The sequence below is a fragment of the Haloterrigena sp. KLK7 genome (assembly GCF_037914945.1).
In the GTDB taxonomy this organism is placed as follows: Archaea; Halobacteriota; Halobacteria; order Halobacteriales; family Natrialbaceae; genus Haloterrigena; species Haloterrigena salinisoli.
Map to the genome: position 1 here is coordinate 3,162,044 of NZ_CP149787.1, position 19,476 is coordinate 3,181,519.

Sequence of the window (19,476 nt, forward strand, 5' to 3'; positions counted from 1 at the left end):
GCCGGGTGGGCGCAGGGGTGACCGTTTTGGGACCCGTCGTTGTACCGCCCGTATGGTGCCCGATATCAGCGTCTTCGGTCGATACACCTACCTCGCGACGGAACTGTTCTGGGGGGCCGTCGCCGCCGTCCTCCTCCGGCGGGCGAACGCGCTCCGGAAAGCCGGCGTCACGATCCTCGCGCTGTATCCGATCGCCTACCTCTGGGACCGCTACACCCTCGCCGTCGGCGTCTTCGACATCAAACTCCGGACCGGCATCGATATCGCCGGCATCCCGCTCGAGGAACACCTGTTCATGGCGGTCGTCCCCGGTCTCGTGATCGGTATCCACGAGACGATCTTCGGCGAGCGACGGGCCGAGACCGAGGTATCTGGCCAGAGCTAGCGAAATCCGCGCGGCCGAATCTCGGTCAGGGCCCGTTTCGATTCGACGTCGATGAGCGCGTTCCTCGAGGCGTATGATCGCGTTCCTCGAGACGTAGCGACGAAGCGAACAGTACCGTAACAGTTACAGTCACGTGTTAAGGAAGGTATCAACGACTGCAACCGGTCAAGGAGCACTTATCTCGTGATCTGGTTGGTTCGGACGATGTGTCCCCGGTCCCGATCGACTACCGACCTCGATCTCGACGAGTCCGGCGACAGGGCCGTTCTGCGATCGCTGTTCCGCCTGCTCGTCGCCGTCGCCCTGATTGGTGCCCTCGCTCTCGGAACCGCCGTCATGGCCCCGGCGGTCCTCGAGGGCATCGACACGGGCGATTTGGAGGGGCCCGGCGGTATCGGCAGCGACGTCACGCCGAGTTCGGACCCGCCGCCGGCGGGCGAGCGCAACCCCGACGTCACCGATCCGGACGACCCGGGCAACTCGAGCTACGAGACCGACGTCGAGACGGTCGACTCGGTGACCGTCGAGGACTTCGTCCACGCGAAGGTCAACGACCGGCGGGCCGAACACGGCCTCGAGCCCCTCAAGTGGGACGGGACGATCGCCTCCGTCGGCCGCGCGCACAGCTACGACATGGCCCAGCGAGAGTACTTCGCGCACGTCAATCCCGAGGACGAGGCGCCGATGGATCGGTTTCGGGACGTCGACAACTACTGTCGGGGCTACGGCGAGAACATCGCCCTGACGTGGGTCGACCGCCCCGTCGAGAACTCCGCTACCGGTGAGACCGTCCGTTACCGGACCGCGGAGGGCCTCGCGGAGGGGCTCGTCAACCAGTGGATGAACTCCACCGACCACCGGCGGGCGATCCTCGAGCAGGGGACCCCCCACTGGGACCGCGGCGGCGTCGGCGTCTACATCGCCGACGACGGCGCGGTCTACGCGTCGCACAACTTCTGTGTCGAGCGGTGACCCGCCTCGAGCGGTGAACAGGATATGTAATCCGGATAACCGAACAGCAGTGCTGAAACTGCGATATATTGATAGCCATTTACCGGTGGCCGTTCTCGTCCCGGTATGGACGCTCGAGAGACGCTCACCGCAGTTTATCGAACGGCGAGCGATCGCGACATCTCCTTTCTCGCGGCCGCCTTCGCCTACTACGCGTTCGTCTCGCTGATTCCGCTGGTATTGCTCGCGCTCGTCGTCGGATCGCTGCTCGGCGGCGAGGACGCCGCCGAGCGGTTGATCGTGGTCGCCGGCGACTTCCTCCCGGCGGCGGGCGAGGAGCTGGTCACCGACGCGCTGACGACCGAATCCGGCCGCGCGCAGGCGACGATCGTCGCGCTCGCCATCGCCGCCTGGGGCGCGTTGAAGGTCTTTCGCGGGCTCAGCCTCGCCTTCGACAAGGTCTACGACGAGGTCGCCGAGGAGTCGCTGATCGACCAGCTCCGGGACGGCCTCGTCGTAATCGTCGCGGGCGCGGGCGCGATGGCGCTGATGGTCGTGATCGGGACGATCGTCGGCTTCGCCGCCGAGGTCCTCCCCTTCGCCGGCCTCCTGAGCTGGCTGACGCTGCTGATCGGGCTCGTCCTCGTGTTCCTGCCGATCTACTACGTGTTGCCGCCGATTCCCGTCGCGGTCGAGGACGTGCTCCCCGGCGCCGCCGTCGCCGCGGTCGGCTGGACGGTCCTCCAGGCCGGCTTCCAGCTGTACGCGGCAAACGCCGGTCAGTACCAGGCCTACGGCGCCGTCGGCGCCGTCCTGCTGTTCGTCACCTGGCTCTACTTCGCCGGCATGCTCATCCTCTTCGGCGCGGTGTTGAACGTCGTCCTCTCGGAGCCGCCGCTGGCCGAGTGACGACGCGGTCGGGGCGCCGAATCCGGCCGCCGTGTCGACGGCAGGGGGGAAAGATTATGGTCTCGGCACGGCCAGACATTCACAATGAGCGACCAGTCTTCGAACCAACCCTCCGCGGCCGATTCGGCGCCCGACTCGAGCGAGTCGGCCGACGACGCCGGCGCCTCGAGCGGGAGTCTCGAGCCGAGCGGCGGCCCCCAGCGGGTCGTCTCCGACCAGAGCGTCGACGACATCCTCGACTCGCTCGACGCGACGAAATCCGGGTCGGCGGACGCGGACGAGGACGCGACGGACGGGAACGAGCCCGCGGTGGCATCGAACGGAGCCGAAACGGACGACGCCACGTCGACGGCGGACGAACCGGACGGCGGGACGGCCGAAGCGGACGACGCCGCGCCATCGTCGGCGGACGGACCGATCGAGACGGACGGTGACGTCACGACCGCGTTCGACGAGGACGAGATTCCGGCGACCGACGAGCGAGCGGCCGACGGGACCGACGTCGACGCGGCGGAATCGACGGCCGAGAGCGAGGCGACCGGAACGGTCGCCTCTGCCGAAACAACCGAGGCCGCGAACGCGACCGACGCCGCAAGCGCGACCGGTCCCGCGAACGGTGCCGGCGAGTCGTCAATCGGATCCGCCGCGACGTCACTCGAGGACGCCGCGACGTCACTCGACGAGACCGAGAGCGACGATCCCACAGCCGACGATCTCGCGATCGACGACGACGCCTCCCTCGAGGAACTGGCCGCCCGCATCGAAGACGGCGCCGTCACCGGGGCGGACGTCCGGGCCGCCGAAGCGGGCGAGGGCCGCGAGTCCACGCCCGAGGTCGACGAGATCGAACTCTCGATGGACGACCTGGAAGAAACCCAGGCAGCAACGGCGTCTACGGGCGGAAGCGACGGAGCACCCGCCGTTCCCGACGACGCCGGCCCGCTCGCGGGTTCCGTCGGGGCCGACGAGGACTCGAGCGACGATGACGGCGACGACGGGAACGAGTCACCCGGGTTGTTCGGTCGGATCAAACGGTTCTTCGGCGGCTAACGGTCAGCGATCGCAGCGGTCTCTCGAGTCCGTTCTGCAGGTGCTCCCGTTTCGGTTTTGCAGGCGCTCTCGAGTACGGAGGGTGGCTATTCGGTCGCGTCTCGTCGAGGACCGCCCTAGCTGACCAGCGAGATCAGCACGAACAGCGTCAGCATCGAGACCAGCGTCGTCGCGAAGACGTTCAGCGACGCGAACTCCTCGTCGCCGCCGAGTTCGGCCGCGAAGACGAACGTCGAGACGGCCGTCGGCGTCCCCAGCATCACGACCGCCGCGGTGAACGTCGCGGCGTCGACGGCGAGCACCGAGAAGACGGCCCACGCGAGCGCGGGCATACAGACGATTTTCAACCCGATGACAGCCGTGGTGGCGCCGACGTCGATCGACGGGAGGTCCACCTCGAGCGACGCGCCGACACAGAGGAGGGCCAGCGGAAGGGCGACCGAACCGAGGAGGTCGAGGCCGGTCGCGGCCGGACCGGGAAGCGTGATCCCCAGCGAGCCGACGGCGAGTCCGGCGATCAGCGACCCCAGGACGGGGTTTTTCGCCAGCCCGCGCAGTTCGTCGCCGATCGCGGCGTCGGCCCCGTTGAGCGTCGAGAGCAGGAGGACCGAGAGGGGCAACTGCGTCAGCGTGACGACGCCCAGAACGACGCTCGCGGTCGCGGTCACCTCGGCGTCGAACGTCGCCGCGACCAGCGGCAGGCCGAGATAGCCGAGGTTCGAGTGGTACGACTGGACGACCGCCACGCTCCGCCGACCCATCGACGCCCGGTCGCGGTGGACGAGCCACGCCAGCCCGACCGTCGCGAACAGCACGAACAGCAACCCACCCAGCAGCGTCAGCGACAGCAACTCGCCGATCGCCCGATCGTACGTCGAGACGAAGATCAGCGCCGGCAGGGCGACGTAGTAGGCGACCGCGTTCAACCGCGCCGTCCGGCGGGCGTCGAGCAGGCCGGTCGTGCGGAGTCCCGCCCCGAGCAGGAGGACGACCAGCAGACCGGACAACCGGACGAACAGTTCCATACGAGCCTCGAGTCGACTCGGGCTTTTCTACCGTTCGGTTAGTGACGACAGTGGGACGGTCTCGCATTGCTCGAGTCGAGCGATCGGACGACGAGAACGCGAGTGGCGATCCGACCGCTAAACATATAAATACTAATGTGTACTCTGACGTTACTCTCAGAAATAGTTATAGAATATTGGCAGGAACACACCTCCCGGGATGGGAGCAGAACAAACGCCCACTTCTGGATTGGATAGTGGCACGATTACCGAACTCGAGAGCTCACTTCGGGGAGGGCTCGTCACGCCGGACGACGAATCCTACGACGAGACTCGAGCCGTCTGGAACGGTCTCGTCGATCGGTATCCGACGCTGATCGTCCGGTGTAACGGCGCCGCCGACGTCGCCAAGGGACTTGCCTTCGCCGCCGAGCACGACCTGCCGTTTTCGGTTCGCGGCGGCGGTCACCACCAGACCGGCAGTTCGACGGTCGACGAAGGGGTCGTCCTCGATCTGGCCGAGATGGATACCGTCCGCGTCGATCCGCGGCGGAAGATCGCACAGGTCGGCCCCGGCTGTCGCGCCCGCGACGTGCTACAGGAGACCCAGCATCACGGGCTCGCGACGCCGACCGGGAGCGCGGGCGACGTCGGTGTTCCGGGCTCCACGCTCGGCGGCGGAATCGGCTGGATGCGGCGCAAACACGGGCTCGCCATCGACGCGCTCCGCTCGGTCGACCTCGTCACGCCCGAGGGCGAACTCGTTCACGCGAGTCCCGAGCGCAACGAGGACCTCTTCTGGGCCGTCCGCGGCGGCGGCGGGAACTTCGGCGTCGTCACGAACTTCGAGTTCGACCTGTACGAGGTCGGCCCCATCGTCGGCGGCCTCGGCGTGTTCTACCCCGGCGACGAAGCGGCGACCGTCCTCGCAGCGTACGACGAACTCGCGGGCGACGCCCCCGAGGAGGTGACGACGCTCGCCCTGAAGGGGCACGTCCCGGACCTCCCGCCGATGCCGGACGACCTCGTCGGCGAGGACGCCGTGGCGATCCTGGGCTGTTACGCCGGGGACCCCGAGGCGGGGATGGACGCCCTGCAGCCGTTCCGCGAGATCTCCGAGCCGCTGCTCGACATGAGCGAGCCCATGCCCTACCGCCAGCTCCACGAGCTCGGGACGATGATGTTCCCCGAGGGGCGCAACTACTGCCACCGCTCGTGCTACGTCGACGACCTCTCCGAGGAACTGATCGACGCGATCGTCGACCACGCGGACGAGGCGGCGTCGCCGCTGGCCGGCGTCGGCGTCTGGCAGCTGGGCGGCGCGATCGGCGACGTCGAGTCCGACGCGACCGCGTACCCCCACCGCGACGCGGCGTACATGCTCACGGTCGAGGCGAACTGGGACGAGGGCGACGACGACGCGAACCTCGAGTGGGCCCGCGACGGCGACGATCTGTTCCGAAGTCTCGGTGGCTACGGCGCCTACGGCGGCTTTACGGGCGCGGATCCGCGGACCGACGAGGACGTCACCGAGCGCGTCTACGGCGACAACGTCGATCGCCTCGCCGAAATTAAGGCGCGGTACGACGAGTCGAACGCGCTCGATCGGAACGTGAACGTGACGCCGGCGGACGACTGATCGACCGAGTACGTCTTTCGCGTCCGCCGATCGGCCAGACCCGCCCGGCCCGCTCCGCGAGCGACGGGAGCCACACCCGGAGCGTCCCGCTCTCCCCGCCCGGAACTCATTCGTCCCAGTCGATCGCTTCCGTCCGTTCCGCGTGGCGGAGGATGAACGGCCCGAGCGAGCCGGTTCGCTTCGAAATCGTCGCGATTCGGAGGACGTAGGTCGCCAGCAGGAAGAAGGGAACGAGGGTGATCGTCGCGCTGGCACCCACGAGCCACACCATGGCATCGACACCGAGGATCGCGCCGCGAACCAGTTCGGGATCGAGATACAGCACCGTCGCCGTGGCGGCGACGACGCCCGGCAGGCCGGAGTAGATCATCGATCGCGTGAGGTGGACGAGCTCCCACTGGAAGTACAGCGACTTGAAGTGCTCGAGGGCCGGGCCGAACAGCGTCAGACTGTCGATCAACTCGTCGAACGCCGCCAGTTGGTCGTCGTCGAGGCTGTCCCCGTGCTCGTCGCGCAGCCGGCGGACCGCGTAGATCTTCCAGGAGTAGTTGTAGTTCAGTCCCGATCGAAGGACGCCGAACTCCCCGAACTGGGACGTCTCGAGCTGGGACTCGATCTCGTCGGAGTTCCGGCAGACGTTCTCGACCAGTCGATCGGTCCGCTGGCGCAGGGTCTCGTCGTCGGTGTCGGCGACGGCGTCGCGGAGCGCTTCGGCTCGGTCGCTGCTGGTCCGCACGAGCGCCTGCAGGAACTGTGCGGGATCGGGCGGGCCGACCGTTCCGAACAGTTCCTCGACGTCGTGTCGGTAGGCCATCGCCTCGTTCATCCACGTCTGCTGGTCGCCGAGCCGGCCGAGCTCCTGTGAGAGCACGAGCTGATTGATCGAGACGACGAGCGTCACGCCGGTGAGAACCGCAGCGATCAGCGCCTGAAACGTCGTATCGATGGGCGTGCCGCTGTCCATCATCTCCCGGAGCGGGAGCGACAGCGCCCCGAGAACGACGAACGCGGCGAACGCCACGGCGGACAGCAGTCCCGCCAGCGCCCACCGATTCGCATCGAGCAGGAACCAGTGCGCGACGGGGTTTTCGCCGGTTCGCCCGCGGAGCGTGTCCCTCGAGAACGGACCGTCCATACGGGCCCGTTCCGTCGCCGGACGAAAAGCGGTTGAGCCTGAACTCGACCTCGAGCGACACTGCAACTCGAGAGAGTCGTCAATCGTCACGTAGATCGAGAACGAGCGCAAACCGATCGTTCACAACGGTTCGTCTCCAACGTAACCTATGGCGATAGAGGCGTCATTCACCGTCGATCAACCCGAGTTTCCCCTGAACACGGTCTTCGAGCAACTACCCGACGCCACCGTCGAACTGGACCGCGTCGTCCCGACGAGCGATGCCGTTATCCCCTACTTCTGGATTTACGCGGAGCGCATCGACGACCTCACGCTCGATCTGACCGGGGACGAGGGGGTCGACGACGTGACCGTAATCGACGAACTGGACGAACAGCTGTTCGTCCGTATCGACTGGAATCTCGACCACGAGAGCGTTCTCACCGCGATCGTCGAAACCGAGGTCACCCTCCTCTCGGGGATCGGAACGGCCGAGAACTGGACGTTCGAGGTCAGAAGTAGCGACCAGCAGTCGGTCTCCGAATTTCAGTCGTACTGTCTGGAGAACGGCATTCCGATCCAGCTCACCCAGCTGCACGCGCTCTCGCCGATCGACTCGGACCGGCGGTACGATCTGACCGACGGCCAGCAAACGGCGCTGATACTGGCGTACTCCCGAGGCTACTTCGACTCGCCGCGCGCCGCCACGCAGGCCGATCTCGCCGAGGAACTCGATATCAGCCATCAGGCGGTTTCGTCGCGGTTGCAACGCGGTATTCGGCGGCTCGTCGCGAGCACACTGATAACGTCTCAGGAGTGACGGGGTCGTAAACCCTATTTAAGAACGTATTGCGTGGGCAAAATCCAGTGACAACCCGTTCGAGCGCGTTTCTTCACGTGATGACATTCTCTCAAGAGACGCTCGGCCCCGTCGAGATCATCGACTCGATGCCGTTCGTCGAGGTCGATGTCGACTCGGAACGCTTCCGAGCGGCGTTCGACAGCGACCGCGATTCGGCGAGTCTGGCAGTCGTCGCCGTGGTCGCGGCCGCCGCTCACCGGGATCCCTTCGACCTGCCACCGCTTCATTCGGCGATCGATTCGAGCGCGCTCGAGGCCCTGTTTTCGAAGTCGACCACCAGCAGGCAGCGCGTTTCGTTCCGGTACGAGGGGTTCGACGTGACGGTGTTCGACGGGGGCACGATCGAGGTCAGTCCGATGGAGGCGGCCTAGACCGTAGCGATGTGTCGCGAAACGAGTCTCGAGACGAGGAAAACGTATGGAGACGCGTAGTCGGGAGATCGAACGGAACGAGCGCCTCGAGACCGCGCTTCGAGAGCAACCTCGGCGGGTGATCGCTGCCCTCGTCGACGACGAGCCGCTGGACGCGACGCCGATTCTTCGCGACGATGAGGTTCTCTCCTGTGAGGAATACGTCACGCTCGTGTACGAGTTTCATCACGTGGTCCTTCCCGAGTTGGCGGCCGCCGGGCTCGTTCGGTTCGATCGACTCGAGGACGAAGTGCGGAGAGGAGAGCAGTTCGTGGCCGTGCAGTCCGCTTTCTAACGAATTCCAACGACGGTATCCGAAAATTCGAAGCGGGCAGTTAGACCCCGGTATCCGTGCCGGGGTCCGGCGGCCGAGGGTCGGCTCGCAGCCCCCGGAACGCGAGGACGGCGCCCGCCACGAACGCGATCGTCGCGAGGTAGATGGGGCCGAGGTGCGTCAGCCAGTCGTGCGCGAAGAGATCCATGTAGTGCATCGGCAGCGCGATCGCCAGACCGATCACGGCGGCGACGACCGCCGTCGCCCACGCCCACAGCAGGCCGGCGCGAACGCCGTACCACGCCAGTGCCGTGATAGCGATCCCGGTGGCGATGATGAACGCCGCGGTCGCGACGTGCAGGTGGTTGATGTAATGCATGATCGCCGGATCGATCGCGTTCAGGTCCGCCGGGGAGATCCCGTTGAGGCTCGCGACGCCGAGTTCGAAGCCGGTGCCGAAGAACGTCCTGGCGAGGAACGCGACGCCGTAGCCGACGAACGAAACGCCGGCGAGGGCCATCAGGAGCGATCCGGTTCGTACGCCGCGCTCGAGTTCGTAGTCGCTCTCGTAGTGGTCGACAGGTGCTTGGTCTGTGCTCATAGTCGGATCGGTGGGGAGGTCCGTGCCGGTTCAGACCTCGACTTCGGTCACGTGCCGGTCGTCGATCTCCTCGAGGGAGTACTCTTTCTCGTGCTGTTCGCGGACGTGGTCACGCGTGATCTCCAGCAGCCGGTCCCTGTCGTCCTCCTCGGTCCGCATGCGGAAGACACAGCCCGATACTTCGGTATCGCACGCTACTTCTACGGCCGTCATCGGCTCGTCCGTTCGCTGAGTGTCTGTCATGGCTTGGATCGCCTCCTCGAGAGAGGGTACGCCGGACGGAGATATGTAGGCACCTAGTGGTTTCCGTGCGGCGGGCGCCGTCCGTGCAGACGATGCACGGCAGTCGCCGGCTGCAAGCCGGCGATCCGGCCGCCCCGCGGTTCGCCGTCGTGGTCGAGCTCGTCGCCGCGACGTCGACTACCCGACGGCCGTTTCGAGCGCGAGCGGACGCGCATCGCGTCGGTAGGACTCGAACAGTGATTCCGCCCACTCGCGTGCCTCCGGCACGTCGGTATCGATCAACAGCCGAACCATCCCGCTGTCCGGGTCGTAGCAACTGACGGCGATCCGATCGTCGAAGAGACCGACGCCGTAGGGCGGCACGTCGTCGTGCACGCTGACAGAGAGGTTGCCGCTCTCGAGGGGCGCGGAACAGTGCGTCCGGTAGTTCGAGAGGATGTAGCCGGCGACGGTCGGCGGATCGATGATCTCCGTCTCCATGCCGTCGACGATCGACTGCCGAAGCTCGTCTCTGCAGGGCTCGAGCAGGGCGACGTCGGTGCCGACGAACCGGAATCGGCTCGTCCGCCGGAGCAGCGCCGCGAACCGGTTCACCGGGCGGTACGGCGCGTCGGGCTCGGCGACCGTCACGACCGCGCGGCTGGCCATTTCGACGGTGAACCCGTCGGTCTCTTCCGGGAGCAACTGCCAGCTGTCGCGGAGCGTCCGCTCGGTCTCGAGGCGCTCGAGCAGGTCCCGCAGTCCGGCCGCGACGAACGCACCCAACTGCGTCGCTTCGTACCGGTTGCCGTTCCTCCTGATCCAGTTGCGTTCGTCGAACGCGCGCAGCGTCCGTCCGATCGTGGACGACGATGCCCCGGTCGCCGCCAGGAGTTCGGCCCGACTCGTCGGCCGCTCGGCCAGCGCCTCGAGGACGGTCACGCGGTGTTCCGACCGCGCGAGGAACTCGATCTCCTCGAGCGGTTCGCTCGTAGTACTGTTTGGCATGGTAATCCTACGCATGCGGACGTAATAGCTGTTCCAGTGCGGCGTTTCGTACCGTCTCCGGTTCAGCTACCGTCTCGCGTTGTCATCGCGCTTCGGACTTGTACACCGAGAATCGCACCGTGAGGGCCGTCTGCTCGAGGATGTCTGGACGTGCGAGGCGATTAGATAGAGAATCCTCGACAGAAATAGTGGGTTAGGGCGGATTTGAACCACGCCGAGACGGTCGCTCTCCTCCGTTCGGGCGCTGCGACTCGCCTGGTTCAAATCTCCCGAAACAATTTCCGACGGAGCTGAATGACTCGCGTCGCGTGACAGTGTCGTCACGCTCCGCTCGTCGGTTGTTGTTCCGTCAGAAATGGGTTGGGGCAGATTTGAACTGCCGGCCTCCTCCATGTCAAGGAGGTGTCATAACCAGACTAGACCACCAACCCGCCTGGTTTCGCTTGCGTGGCGTCCGTCGCCACCTCGCCTGCACTCAATCGTTGCTGGCCACCGTAATTGAAGGTTTCGAATCGGACGCCGTACGCGACTCCACCGCACGACGGCCTCCGACACGCTTAAGTCGATGTACTCATTTGAGCATTACAAGACAACTACGTACATTGGTGTTCACTATGCAGGAGTACGTCGAACGGGTGACCGAGGGCGAGGATCTCACACAGGAAGACGCTCGAGCGGCCTCGACGGCCGTCTTCGAGGGCGCGACGGAGGCACAGATCGGTGCGCTGCTGGCGGCCCTGCGCGCCAAGGGCGAGACGGAAGCCGAGATCGCCGGCTTCGCGGAAGGGATGCGCGACGCGGCCAGAACGATCACGCCGGACCGCGAGCCGCTGGTCGACACCTGCGGCACCGGCGGGGACGACTACGACACGATCAACGTCTCGACGACCAGCGCGATCGTCGCCGCGGGCGCCGGCGTCCCGGTCGCGAAACACGGCAACTACTCCGTCTCGTCGTCCTCGGGCAGCGCGGACGTCCTCGAGGAGGTCGGCGTCGACGTCGAGGCCGAGCCCCCCGCGGTCGAGGACGCCATCGAGCGCGACGGCATCGGCTTCATGCTCGCGCCCGTCTTCCACCCCGCGATGAAGGCCGTCATCGGCCCGCGCAAGGAGCTGGGCATGCGGACGATCTTCAACGTGCTCGGCCCGCTGACGAACCCCGCCGGCGCCGACGCACAGGTCGTCGGCGTCTACGATCCCGACCTCGTGCCCGTCCTCGCGGACGCCCTCTCGCGGATGGACGTCGAGCGCGCGCTGGTCGTCCACGGCGCGGGGACGGACGAGATCGCCGTCCACGGCGAGACCGTCGCCGCCGAAGTCGACGGCGAGTCGGTCGAGGAGTACACCCTCGAGCCGGCCGATCTCGGCCTCGAGGAACACGACATCGCGGACATCTCGGGCGGCTCGCCCGAGGAGAACGCGGCCGACATGCGCGGCATCGTCGCGGGCGACGTCACGGGCGCGAAACGGGACGTCATCCTCGCGAACGCCGGCGCCGCGATCTACGTCGCGGGCGAGGCCGACTCGCTCGAGGCCGGCGCCGACGCCGCCCGCGAGGCGATCGAGTCCGGCGACGCCGGGACCAAACTCGAGCAGCTCCGGGGCGACGTCGCCGAACCCGCGGGACGATGACGCGGGTGAAGATCTGCGGCCTGACGAACGAGGACGACCTCGAGACGGCCGTCGACGCGGGCGCCGACGCGCTCGGTATCATCTGCGACGTCTCCGTCGACACCCCACGGGAGGTCGCGGTCGAGCGCGCCCGCGAACTCGTCGACGCCGCGCCGCCGTTCGTGACGACCGTCCTCGTGACGATGCCGTCCGGTCCCGAGCGGGCGATCGAACTCGCCGACGAGATCGAACCCGACGCGATTCAGTTCCACGGGAGCATTCGACTCGGCGATCTGGCGTACCTGCGCGCGAACGTCGACGCGAAGCTCCTGCTCGCCGTCGACGCCGACGACGCGGTCCGAGCGGAGACCTACGACGACGTGGTCGACGGCCTCCTCGTCGACACGCCGGCCGCGGACGGCGGCGGCGGTACCGGCGAGACCCACGACTGGGACCAGACGCGGGTGGCGACCGTGGACCTCGAATCGCCGCTGATCCTCGCGGGCGGACTCACGCCCGACAACGTCGCGGACGCGGTCCGAACGGTCGACCCGTTCGCGGTCGACGTCGCCAGCGGCGTCGAGGCCGAGGGCGGCGTCAAGGACCCCGACGCCGTCAGATCGTTCGTCGACCGAGCCAAGAACGCCCGACGGACGGCGGAGCCGTACCCCGAGCCCAACCATGAGTGACTCTGACACCGAACCCGACGTATCGCCGACGCTCGACGTCGACCGGGAGACCTTCCGCGAGCACGCGGGCGAGGACCGTCCGGCCGTCGTCCGCGCCGTCGCGACCCTCGACGTGGAGACGACGCCCCTCGAGGCCTACGCCGCCCTCACCGGCCGTTCGGCCTCGAGCGATCGGGAACGATCGCCGTACGCCTTCCTCCTCGAGAGCGCCGAGAAGACCGCCTCGAGCGACCCCGACGGCGCCTTCCGGCCGAGTTCGGCGGACGCGGATCGCCACGCCCGCTACTCCTACGTCGGCTACGATCCCGACGCCGTCGTCACGGTCGAGCCCGACGAGACGGCGGTCGAGCGGCTCACGGACGACGCGCCGCTGGGCCTGATCGAGACCGATCCCGAGGGCGACGCCGTCGACGCGCTCCGGGCCGCGATGCCGGACGTCCGGTTCGCGAACGCCCCCGAGCACGACCGCCAGCACCTGACCGGCGGGCTGGTCGGTTTCCTCGCCTACGACGCGGTCTACGACCTCTGGCTCGAGGAGGTCGGCTGCGAGCGCCCCGACTCGCGGTTCCCGGACGCGCAGTTCGTCCTGACGACGAAGACGCTCGCGTTCGACGAACGCGACGGGACGGTCTCGCTGGACTGCACGCCGGTCATCGAGGGCGACGACGACCCCGACGCGGTCTACGACGCCTTGCTCGAGGAGGCCGAGGCCGTCGCGGCGACGCTGCGGGCCGCGTCGACGCCGGAGACCGGCGGGTTCGTCCGCGAAGACGAGGTCGTCGGGCCGAAAGCCGAGTACGAAGAGAGCGTCCGCCGGGCCAAGGAACACGTCCTCGACGGCGACATCTACCAGGGCGTCGTCTCGCGGACTCGCGAGCTGTACGGCGACGTCGACCCCCTCGGCTTCTACGAGGCGATGCGCGACGTCAACCCGTCGCCGTACATGTACCTGCTCGAGCACGACGACCTGACCGTCGTCGGCGCCAGTCCCGAGACGCTGGTCTCGGTTCGCGGACGCGAGATCATGTCCAATCCGATCGCCGGCACCTGCGACCGGGGCTCGAGCCCCGTCGAGGATCGCCGGCTGGCCGGCGAGATGCTGGCCGACGAGAAGGAGCGGGCCGAACACACGATGCTGGTCGATCTGGCGCGAAACGACGTGCGCCGCGTCGCCGAGGCCGGCTCGGTCCGCGTCGACGAGTTCATGAACGTGCTCAAGTACAGCCACGTCCAGCACATCGAGTCGACGGTGACGGGCGACCTCGCGAGCGACGCGGACGCGTTCGACGCGACGCGGGCCGCGTTCCCCGCCGGCACCCTCTCCGGCGCGCCGAAGATCCGAGCGATGGAGATCATCGACGACCTCGAGGCCGAGCCGCGGGGACTGTACGGCGGCGGCGTCGGCTACTACTCGTGGTGTGGCGACGCGGACTTCGCGATCGTGATCCGGACCGCCACCGTAGAGGACGAAGGAAACCGGGATCGGATCACCGTCCGCGCCGGCGCCGGCCTGGTCGCCGACAGCGATCCGACCGCCGAGTACGAGGAGACCGAGAAGAAGATGGGCGGCGTCCTCGCCGCCCTCGAGGAGATCGAGGACCCTGGGACGGACGCGGCTCTGGCCGACAGCGCGGACGGGGAGCCGGCCGACGACGAACTCGAGTCCTCGCCGGAGGTAGGCCGATGAGCACCGCGAGCGAGAACCGAGACGTCGGCGACGCGGAGACGGACGCGGAGCCGCTGACGGTGCTGTTCGTCGACAACTACGACTCCTTCACGTACAACTTAGTCGAGTACGTCAGCCAGCACGAGGGCACCGAAACCGAAGTGGTGAAGAACACCGCCTCGCTCGCGGACGTTCGCGCGGTCGACCCCGACGCGATCATCATCAGCCCGGGGCCGGGCCACCCGAAGAACGACCGCGACGTCGGCGTCACGATGGACGTCCTCCGCGAGGTCAGTCCGGAGGTGCCGACGCTCGGCGTCTGTCTCGGTCTCGAGGCGGCCGTCTACGAGTACGGCGGGAGCGTCGGCCGGGCGCCGGCGCCGATCCACGGCAAGGCCTCAGCCGTCGACCACGACGGCGAGGGGGTCTTCGCGGGCCTCGAACAGGGACTCCGCGCCGGCCGGTATCACTCGCTGATCGCGACCGAGGTGCCGGACTGTTTCGCGGTGACCGCGACGGCAGAACACGATGGGGAGACGCTCGTCATGGGAATCCGCCACCGCGAGCGCCCGATCGAGGCCGTCCAGTTTCACCCGGAGAGCGTGCTCACGGCCGTCGGCCACGACGTGATCGAGAACTTCCTCGAGTCGATCGAAGACTGAGAGACGAGTCCGCGAGAGAGGCGACGCGAACCCTCGAGCGGGTCTCCGATACCTTTTCGCGCGCGAGTTCGAATCGGACCGATTCGACGATCAGTGCGAGACCGAACGGCGTCGAGAAGGGAGTCAGAAGAACGGCAGGAACGACAGATCAGTGACGCCGGCCGTGTAGAGCCCGGCGAGGACGATAGCGGAGACGATACCGACGCGAATAGCCAGTTTGATCGCGATCTTGATCGCGACGACGGCGACCGCGAAGGCGGCCAGGCCCGCCAGCACGAGCAGAACAGTCGACGAGGTCAGTGGTCCGAGCATAGGAAGTCCTCCGTATTGCAGTAACGTAATCTTTCTGGATACTCTGAACAAATGACTCGACTGACTCTCCGGGCAGGGGACGGGTCCGTTCGGATCTGGGAAACCACACGACAGCGCGGTGAATATACTCACTGAAGACTACTTTCAGGCCGCTCTGAAAATCGTTAAGACCGTTGGCCGCGTAGGGACTGATAGCCGCGGTTACGGCCGTCTCGAGTGTCGTAATCGAACCCGAAGCGATAGGATACGAAAGGACCCCAGAGACATCTGTACAAGCACAGTTGTTCTAATACAAGAAAAGTAGAGCAACAACACCACGTTTTAAGATGGACCGCTGTCTACCGAACCTTCGTCACGAATGATGCGACCCAGAACCCGGACCCACGATAGAATCGCTGCCCCGCGGCGGGTGACCCACGAGGTGACCCGCGCATGAGCGAATCGGAACTCTCCGCGGAGGATCTGTCCCTCCCGATCAAGCGCACCGACGGCGACACCCTCGAGGAGCGCCTGACTGACAACGCCTATCACAATATTCTGCCCGCGCGGTACCTGCGCAAGGACGCCGACGGCGAACTCATCGAGGAACAGGAGGACCTCTTCGACCGCGTCGGCAAGAACATCGCGCTGGCCGAGGCCGTCTACGAGGCCGAGAAGCGCGACGCCGAGATCACGGTCACGCCCGACCAGCTCAAGCCCGACCACCCGCGGCGCGACGAACTCGCCGAGGAGGTCTTCGGCGCGGGCACCACCGCCGAGGACGACGACGAGACCGCGCTGTCTATCTACAACGTCAACAAGTTCGCCTACGACACCGTCGTCCCCGAACTCCCCGACGAGATCCGCGAGCACGTCGAGGACGTCGCCGACGAGTTCCAGGGCATGATGGAGAATCTCGACTTCATGCCGAACTCGCCGACCCTGATGAACGCGGGCGACGAGCTCCAGCAGCTCTCGGCGTGTTTCGTCGACTCCCCCGAGGACGACATCGACGACATCCACCAGACCGCCAAGGAGGCCGCGCAGGTCTTCCAGAGCGGCGGCGGCATGGGCTACGCCTTCTGGCGCCTGCGCCCCTACGGCGACGCCGTCGGCTCGACCGGCGGCATCGCCAGCGGCCCGATCACGTTCATGCGCACGTACGACCAGATGTGCGAGACGATCGCCCAGGGCGGCGCCCGACGGGGCGCGCAGATGGGCGTCATGCGCGTCTCCCACCCGGACGTCATCCAGTTCATCCACGCCAAGAACAAGGACGTCTCGCTGGCCGAGACCCTGCGCCTGAACGACCCCGACGACTACACGCACAACTCCTTCCAGGAAGCCCTGGACGAAGCCCGCGAACTCATCGACGAGGAGGGACGAGTCCCCAAGCACCTCCGGAACGCCGTCGAGGGCCACCTCTCTAACTTCAACATCTCCGTCGGTATCACCGACGACTTCATGGAGGCCCTGCAGAACGGCGAGGAGTTCACCTTCACGAACCCGCGGACGGGCGAGCCCCACATCGCGACCGAGGAGACGAAGGAACTCTACGACATGTTCGGTCTCGGCGAGCACGTCGAGGTCGGCGAGGAGCTGTCGATCCCGGCCGAGGAACTGTGGGACGACATCGTCGAGGGCGCCCACGAGAACGGCGAACCCGGCGTGATCTACCTCGAGCGGGTCAACAAGCAACACTCCTTCGACGTCGAGAAACACCCCGACCACCGCATCCTCGCGACGAACCCCTGCGGCGAGCAGCCCTTAGAGGAGTACGAGGCCTGTAACCTCGGGCACATCAACCTCTCGACGCTCGCGGACCTCGAGGCGCCCGACTGGCGCGTCTGGTACGACGAGCACGGCGACGAGTACGAGTCGCTCGAGGACGCCGTTGACGCCTTCCTCGAGGACGCGATCGACTTCGAGGAGTTCGACCGCCGCATCGAGATGGGCACGCGGTTCCTCGAGAACGTCGTCACGATGTCTGACTTCCCGGTCGACAGGATCGAGGAGAAGGTCCGGGAGATGCGCAAGATCGGTCTGGGAATCATGGGCCTGGCGCAGCTGTACATCCAGCTCGGGATGGAGTACGGCAGCGAGACCTCCAACGAGGTCGCGCGCCAGCTGATGACCCACATCAACCACACCTCGAAGTGGACGTCCCACGAGCTCGCCGAGGAGCGCGGGAGCTTCGACGAGTGGGACAAGTCCAAGTACGCGAACCCGACCGAGTACCGCGAGTGGTTCGAGCACCAGACCGGCCTCGACGCCGACGAGTGGGAGGACGGCTTCCCGATCCGAAACCACAACACGACGACCATCGCGCCGACCGGCACGACCTCGATGGTCGGCAACACCACCGGCGGCTGCGAACCGATCTACAACGTCGCCTACTACAAGAACGTCTCCGACGACGTCCAGGGCGACGAGATGTTAGTCGAGTTCGACGACTACTTCCTGCGCACCCTCGAGGCCAACGACATCGACGTCGACGCGGTCAAGGAGGAGGCCCAGGAGCAGATGGCGACCAACCAGTTCAACGGCGTCGAGGGGCTCTCGACGGTGCCCGACGCCATCGGCGAACTGTTCGTCACGACCGGCGCGCTCTCGGCGAAAGAGCACGCCGGCGTGCAGGTCGCCTGTCAGCAGGGCGTCGACTCCGCGATCTCGAAGACCGTCAACGCGCCCAACGACTCGACGCTCGAGGACGCAAAGGACGTGTTCGAGTACATCTACGAGCACGGCGGCAAGGGCGTCACCTACTACCGCGATGGCACCCGCAGCAAGCAGGTGCTGACCACCCGCGCCGACAACGCCGACTTCGCCGACGAGACCGAGGCCGCACAGGCGCTGGTCGAACAGATCGACGAGATCTTCGGCGGCCTGACGCAGTTCCTCGAGAGCGACGAGGTCCGAGACGTCCTCGAGGCGGACGTCGACTCGCTGGTCGCCGACGAGGACGAGCGGTCGCCCGTTCAGGTCGACTTCACCGAGAAGCGCGAACGGCCCGACGCTCTACAGGGCGTCAGCCAGCGCATCGACACCGGCTACGGGAAGGTCTACGTGACGATCAACGAGGACCCCGAGACCGGCCAGCCGTTCGAGCTGTTCGCCAACATCGGCCACTCCGGCGGCTTCACCAACTCCTTCACCGAGGCGCTGGCGAAGGTCATCTCGACCTCGCTGCGCTCGGGCGTCGACCCCGAGGAGATCGTCGACGAACTCTGCGGGACCCGCTCGCCGAAGGTGGCCTGGGACAAGGGCGAACAGATCCAGTCGATCCCCGACGCCATCGGCACCGCGATGCGCCGCTACCTGGAGGAAGAGATCGACAAGCCGTACCCGAAACAGCAGACGCTCGAGGAGTCCGCCGACGCGGACGCCGTCGAGTTCGACGGGCCGAAGACCGACGGCGGCGCGGCCGCCGCGCAGGGTCAGAGCGGCGCTGCGGACGCCGAGGACGACACGACCCAGGACCTCATCGACGCCGGCGAGTCGCCGGAGTGTCCCGACTGCGGCTCGATGTCGCTGTACTTCTCCGAAGGCTGCAAAACGTGCGAGAGCTGTGGCTGGAGCGAGTGCTGATCCGGTCTAACGGCTGAAATCGTCCGAATCGTTTCGAACCGTTTCCATCGTCGACGTTTTCTACCGTTTTCGAATGCCGTAGTCCGGTGTACAGACACGGACGATACCGACACGAACAGCAGTGCCGAGGATCGATTTCGCCCGCACTCGCTCTCCGCGGCGCCCCTCGAGGACCGTCAGGACTTAGCGCCGACCGGTCGATAGTGGTGCGTATGGCCGCCGATAGCGACGAGACCGACGTCGAGAGTGATGCCGAGACCGGTACCGAGGAGGATCCCGAAACCGACCTCGAGAGTGACGTCGAAACCGATGCGGGCGGCAGAGAGCCGGCGTCCCGGTCGGGCGGCGGCCCGACCTGTCCCCGCTGCGGCGGCGAACTGTTCAAACGCCACTGCAAGTACGTCTGCCCGCAGCACGGGGTCGTCTTCGACTGTGCGGATACGTTCTGGAACTGAGGAGGCGGCGGAGGCCCGTTCGTAATCGAGCGCTCGTCACTCCAGAGACCGCGGTGCGGGCGATTCAGGGTCCGACTCGAGGCGTG

At 66.7% G+C, this 19,476-nt stretch carries 20 protein-coding genes and 1 tRNA gene; 14 read left to right on the top strand and 7 right to left on the bottom strand.

The window, feature by feature from the left end:
- The first annotated feature begins 52 nt into the window (after positions 1-52).
- From WD430_RS15645 to WD430_RS15660, 4 genes are all read left to right on the top strand, one after another.
- Complete coding sequence (locus tag WD430_RS15645; RefSeq protein WP_339103351.1) at positions 53-385, top strand: lycopene cyclase domain-containing protein; 333 nt, start codon at positions 53-55, stop codon at positions 383-385.
- A 204-nt stretch (positions 386-589) separates the two neighbouring features.
- Positions 590-1,357 carry a CAP domain-containing protein gene (locus WD430_RS15650; RefSeq protein WP_339103352.1) on the top strand — a complete coding sequence of 256 codons (768 nt, stop codon included), beginning with the start codon at positions 590-592 and terminating at the stop codon, positions 1,355-1,357.
- A 105-nt stretch (positions 1,358-1,462) separates the two neighbouring features.
- On the top strand, positions 1,463-2,245 hold the full coding sequence (locus tag WD430_RS15655) for a YihY/virulence factor BrkB family protein (RefSeq protein WP_339103353.1): 783 nt from the start codon (positions 1,463-1,465) through the stop codon (positions 2,243-2,245).
- An 84-nt stretch (positions 2,246-2,329) separates the two neighbouring features.
- On the top strand, positions 2,330-3,295 hold the full coding sequence (locus tag WD430_RS15660; protein ID WP_339103354.1) for a hypothetical protein: 966 nt from the start codon (positions 2,330-2,332) through the stop codon (positions 3,293-3,295).
- A gap of 116 nt (positions 3,296-3,411) precedes the next feature.
- Here WD430_RS15660 and WD430_RS15665 read toward each other — a convergent pair whose 3' ends face one another.
- The gene (locus WD430_RS15665; protein WP_339103355.1) at positions 3,412-4,320 is read right to left on the bottom strand and encodes an AEC family transporter; all 909 of its coding nucleotides are present in this window, start codon (positions 4,318-4,320) and stop codon (positions 3,412-3,414) included.
- Between the two features lie 199 nt (positions 4,321-4,519).
- Between WD430_RS15665 and WD430_RS15670 the strand changes: the two genes are divergently transcribed.
- Positions 4,520-5,938 (top strand): FAD-binding oxidoreductase, encoded by a 1,419-nt coding sequence (locus WD430_RS15670; RefSeq protein ID WP_339103356.1) that lies wholly within the window; start codon positions 4,520-4,522, stop codon positions 5,936-5,938.
- A 106-nt stretch (positions 5,939-6,044) separates the two neighbouring features.
- Here the strand turns inward: WD430_RS15670 and WD430_RS15675 are convergent, their stop codons facing one another.
- Complete coding sequence (locus tag WD430_RS15675; protein ID WP_339103357.1) at positions 6,045-7,073, bottom strand: hypothetical protein; 1,029 nt, start codon at positions 7,071-7,073, stop codon at positions 6,045-6,047.
- Between the two features lie 148 nt (positions 7,074-7,221).
- On the opposite strand from WD430_RS15675, the gene WD430_RS15680 reads away from it, so the two are divergent.
- From WD430_RS15680 to WD430_RS15690, 3 genes are all read left to right on the top strand, one after another.
- The gene (locus WD430_RS15680; protein WP_339103358.1) at positions 7,222-7,872 is read left to right on the top strand and encodes a helix-turn-helix domain-containing protein; all 651 of its coding nucleotides are present in this window, start codon (positions 7,222-7,224) and stop codon (positions 7,870-7,872) included.
- 80 nt (positions 7,873-7,952) lie between these two features.
- Positions 7,953-8,285: a HalOD1 output domain-containing protein gene (locus WD430_RS15685; protein ID WP_339103359.1), complete on the top strand. Its 333-nt coding sequence runs from the start codon at positions 7,953-7,955 to the stop codon at positions 8,283-8,285.
- Positions 8,286-8,331: 46 nt separating this feature from the next.
- On the top strand, positions 8,332-8,619 hold the full coding sequence (locus WD430_RS15690) for a hypothetical protein (RefSeq protein WP_339103360.1): 288 nt from the start codon (positions 8,332-8,334) through the stop codon (positions 8,617-8,619).
- A gap of 40 nt (positions 8,620-8,659) precedes the next feature.
- Here the strand turns inward: WD430_RS15690 and WD430_RS15695 are convergent, their stop codons facing one another.
- The 4 genes from WD430_RS15695 to WD430_RS15710 all read right to left on the bottom strand — a co-directional run bounded on the left by WD430_RS15695 (position 8,660) and on the right by WD430_RS15710 (position 10,860).
- Positions 8,660-9,199 carry a hypothetical protein gene (locus WD430_RS15695; RefSeq protein ID WP_339103361.1) on the bottom strand — a complete coding sequence of 180 codons (540 nt, stop codon included), beginning with the start codon at positions 9,197-9,199 and terminating at the stop codon, positions 8,660-8,662.
- A gap of 30 nt (positions 9,200-9,229) precedes the next feature.
- Positions 9,230-9,442, bottom strand: a complete 213-nt coding sequence (locus tag WD430_RS15700) for a hypothetical protein (protein WP_339103362.1) — start codon at positions 9,440-9,442, stop codon at positions 9,230-9,232.
- 177 nt (positions 9,443-9,619) lie between these two features.
- Positions 9,620-10,429: a MarR family transcriptional regulator gene (locus tag WD430_RS15705; RefSeq protein ID WP_339103363.1), complete on the bottom strand. Its 810-nt coding sequence runs from the start codon at positions 10,427-10,429 to the stop codon at positions 9,620-9,622.
- A gap of 356 nt (positions 10,430-10,785) precedes the next feature.
- Positions 10,786-10,860: transfer RNA gene (locus tag WD430_RS15710), tRNA-Val, on the bottom strand.
- 183 nt (positions 10,861-11,043) lie between these two features.
- On the opposite strand from WD430_RS15710, the gene trpD reads away from it, so the two are divergent.
- The 4 genes from trpD to trpG are packed head-to-tail and all read left to right on the top strand — an operon-like array spanning position 11,044 to position 15,056.
- Positions 11,044-12,060 (top strand): anthranilate phosphoribosyltransferase, encoded by a 1,017-nt coding sequence (trpD, locus tag WD430_RS15715; RefSeq protein WP_339103364.1) that lies wholly within the window; start codon positions 11,044-11,046, stop codon positions 12,058-12,060.
- Complete coding sequence (locus WD430_RS15720) at positions 12,057-12,728, top strand: phosphoribosylanthranilate isomerase (RefSeq protein ID WP_339103366.1); 672 nt, start codon at positions 12,057-12,059, stop codon at positions 12,726-12,728. The genes trpD and WD430_RS15720 overlap by 4 nt, the downstream gene beginning before the upstream one ends.
- A complete protein-coding gene (gene trpE, locus WD430_RS15725; protein ID WP_339103367.1) occupies positions 12,721-14,415 on the top strand; it encodes an anthranilate synthase component I in 1,695 nt (564 codons plus the stop codon). The genes WD430_RS15720 and trpE overlap by 8 nt, the downstream gene beginning before the upstream one ends.
- Complete coding sequence (gene trpG / locus WD430_RS15730; protein ID WP_339103368.1) at positions 14,412-15,056, top strand: anthranilate synthase component II; 645 nt, start codon at positions 14,412-14,414, stop codon at positions 15,054-15,056. The genes trpE and trpG overlap by 4 nt, the downstream gene beginning before the upstream one ends.
- A gap of 123 nt (positions 15,057-15,179) precedes the next feature.
- Here trpG and WD430_RS15735 read toward each other — a convergent pair whose 3' ends face one another.
- Positions 15,180-15,368 (bottom strand): hypothetical protein, encoded by a 189-nt coding sequence (locus WD430_RS15735; RefSeq protein ID WP_339103369.1) that lies wholly within the window; start codon positions 15,366-15,368, stop codon positions 15,180-15,182.
- A gap of 432 nt (positions 15,369-15,800) precedes the next feature.
- Here WD430_RS15735 and WD430_RS15740 point away from each other — a divergent pair, with 432 nt between their 5' ends.
- Together WD430_RS15740 and WD430_RS22625 are read left to right on the top strand one after the other, a co-directional pair.
- The gene (locus WD430_RS15740) at positions 15,801-18,935 is read left to right on the top strand and encodes an adenosylcobalamin-dependent ribonucleoside-diphosphate reductase (protein WP_339103370.1); all 3,135 of its coding nucleotides are present in this window, start codon (positions 15,801-15,803) and stop codon (positions 18,933-18,935) included.
- Between the two features lie 212 nt (positions 18,936-19,147).
- A complete protein-coding gene (locus WD430_RS22625; RefSeq protein WP_407067125.1) occupies positions 19,148-19,390 on the top strand; it encodes an HVO_2523 family zinc finger protein in 243 nt (80 codons plus the stop codon).
- The last annotated feature ends 86 nt before the right edge of the window (positions 19,391-19,476 follow it).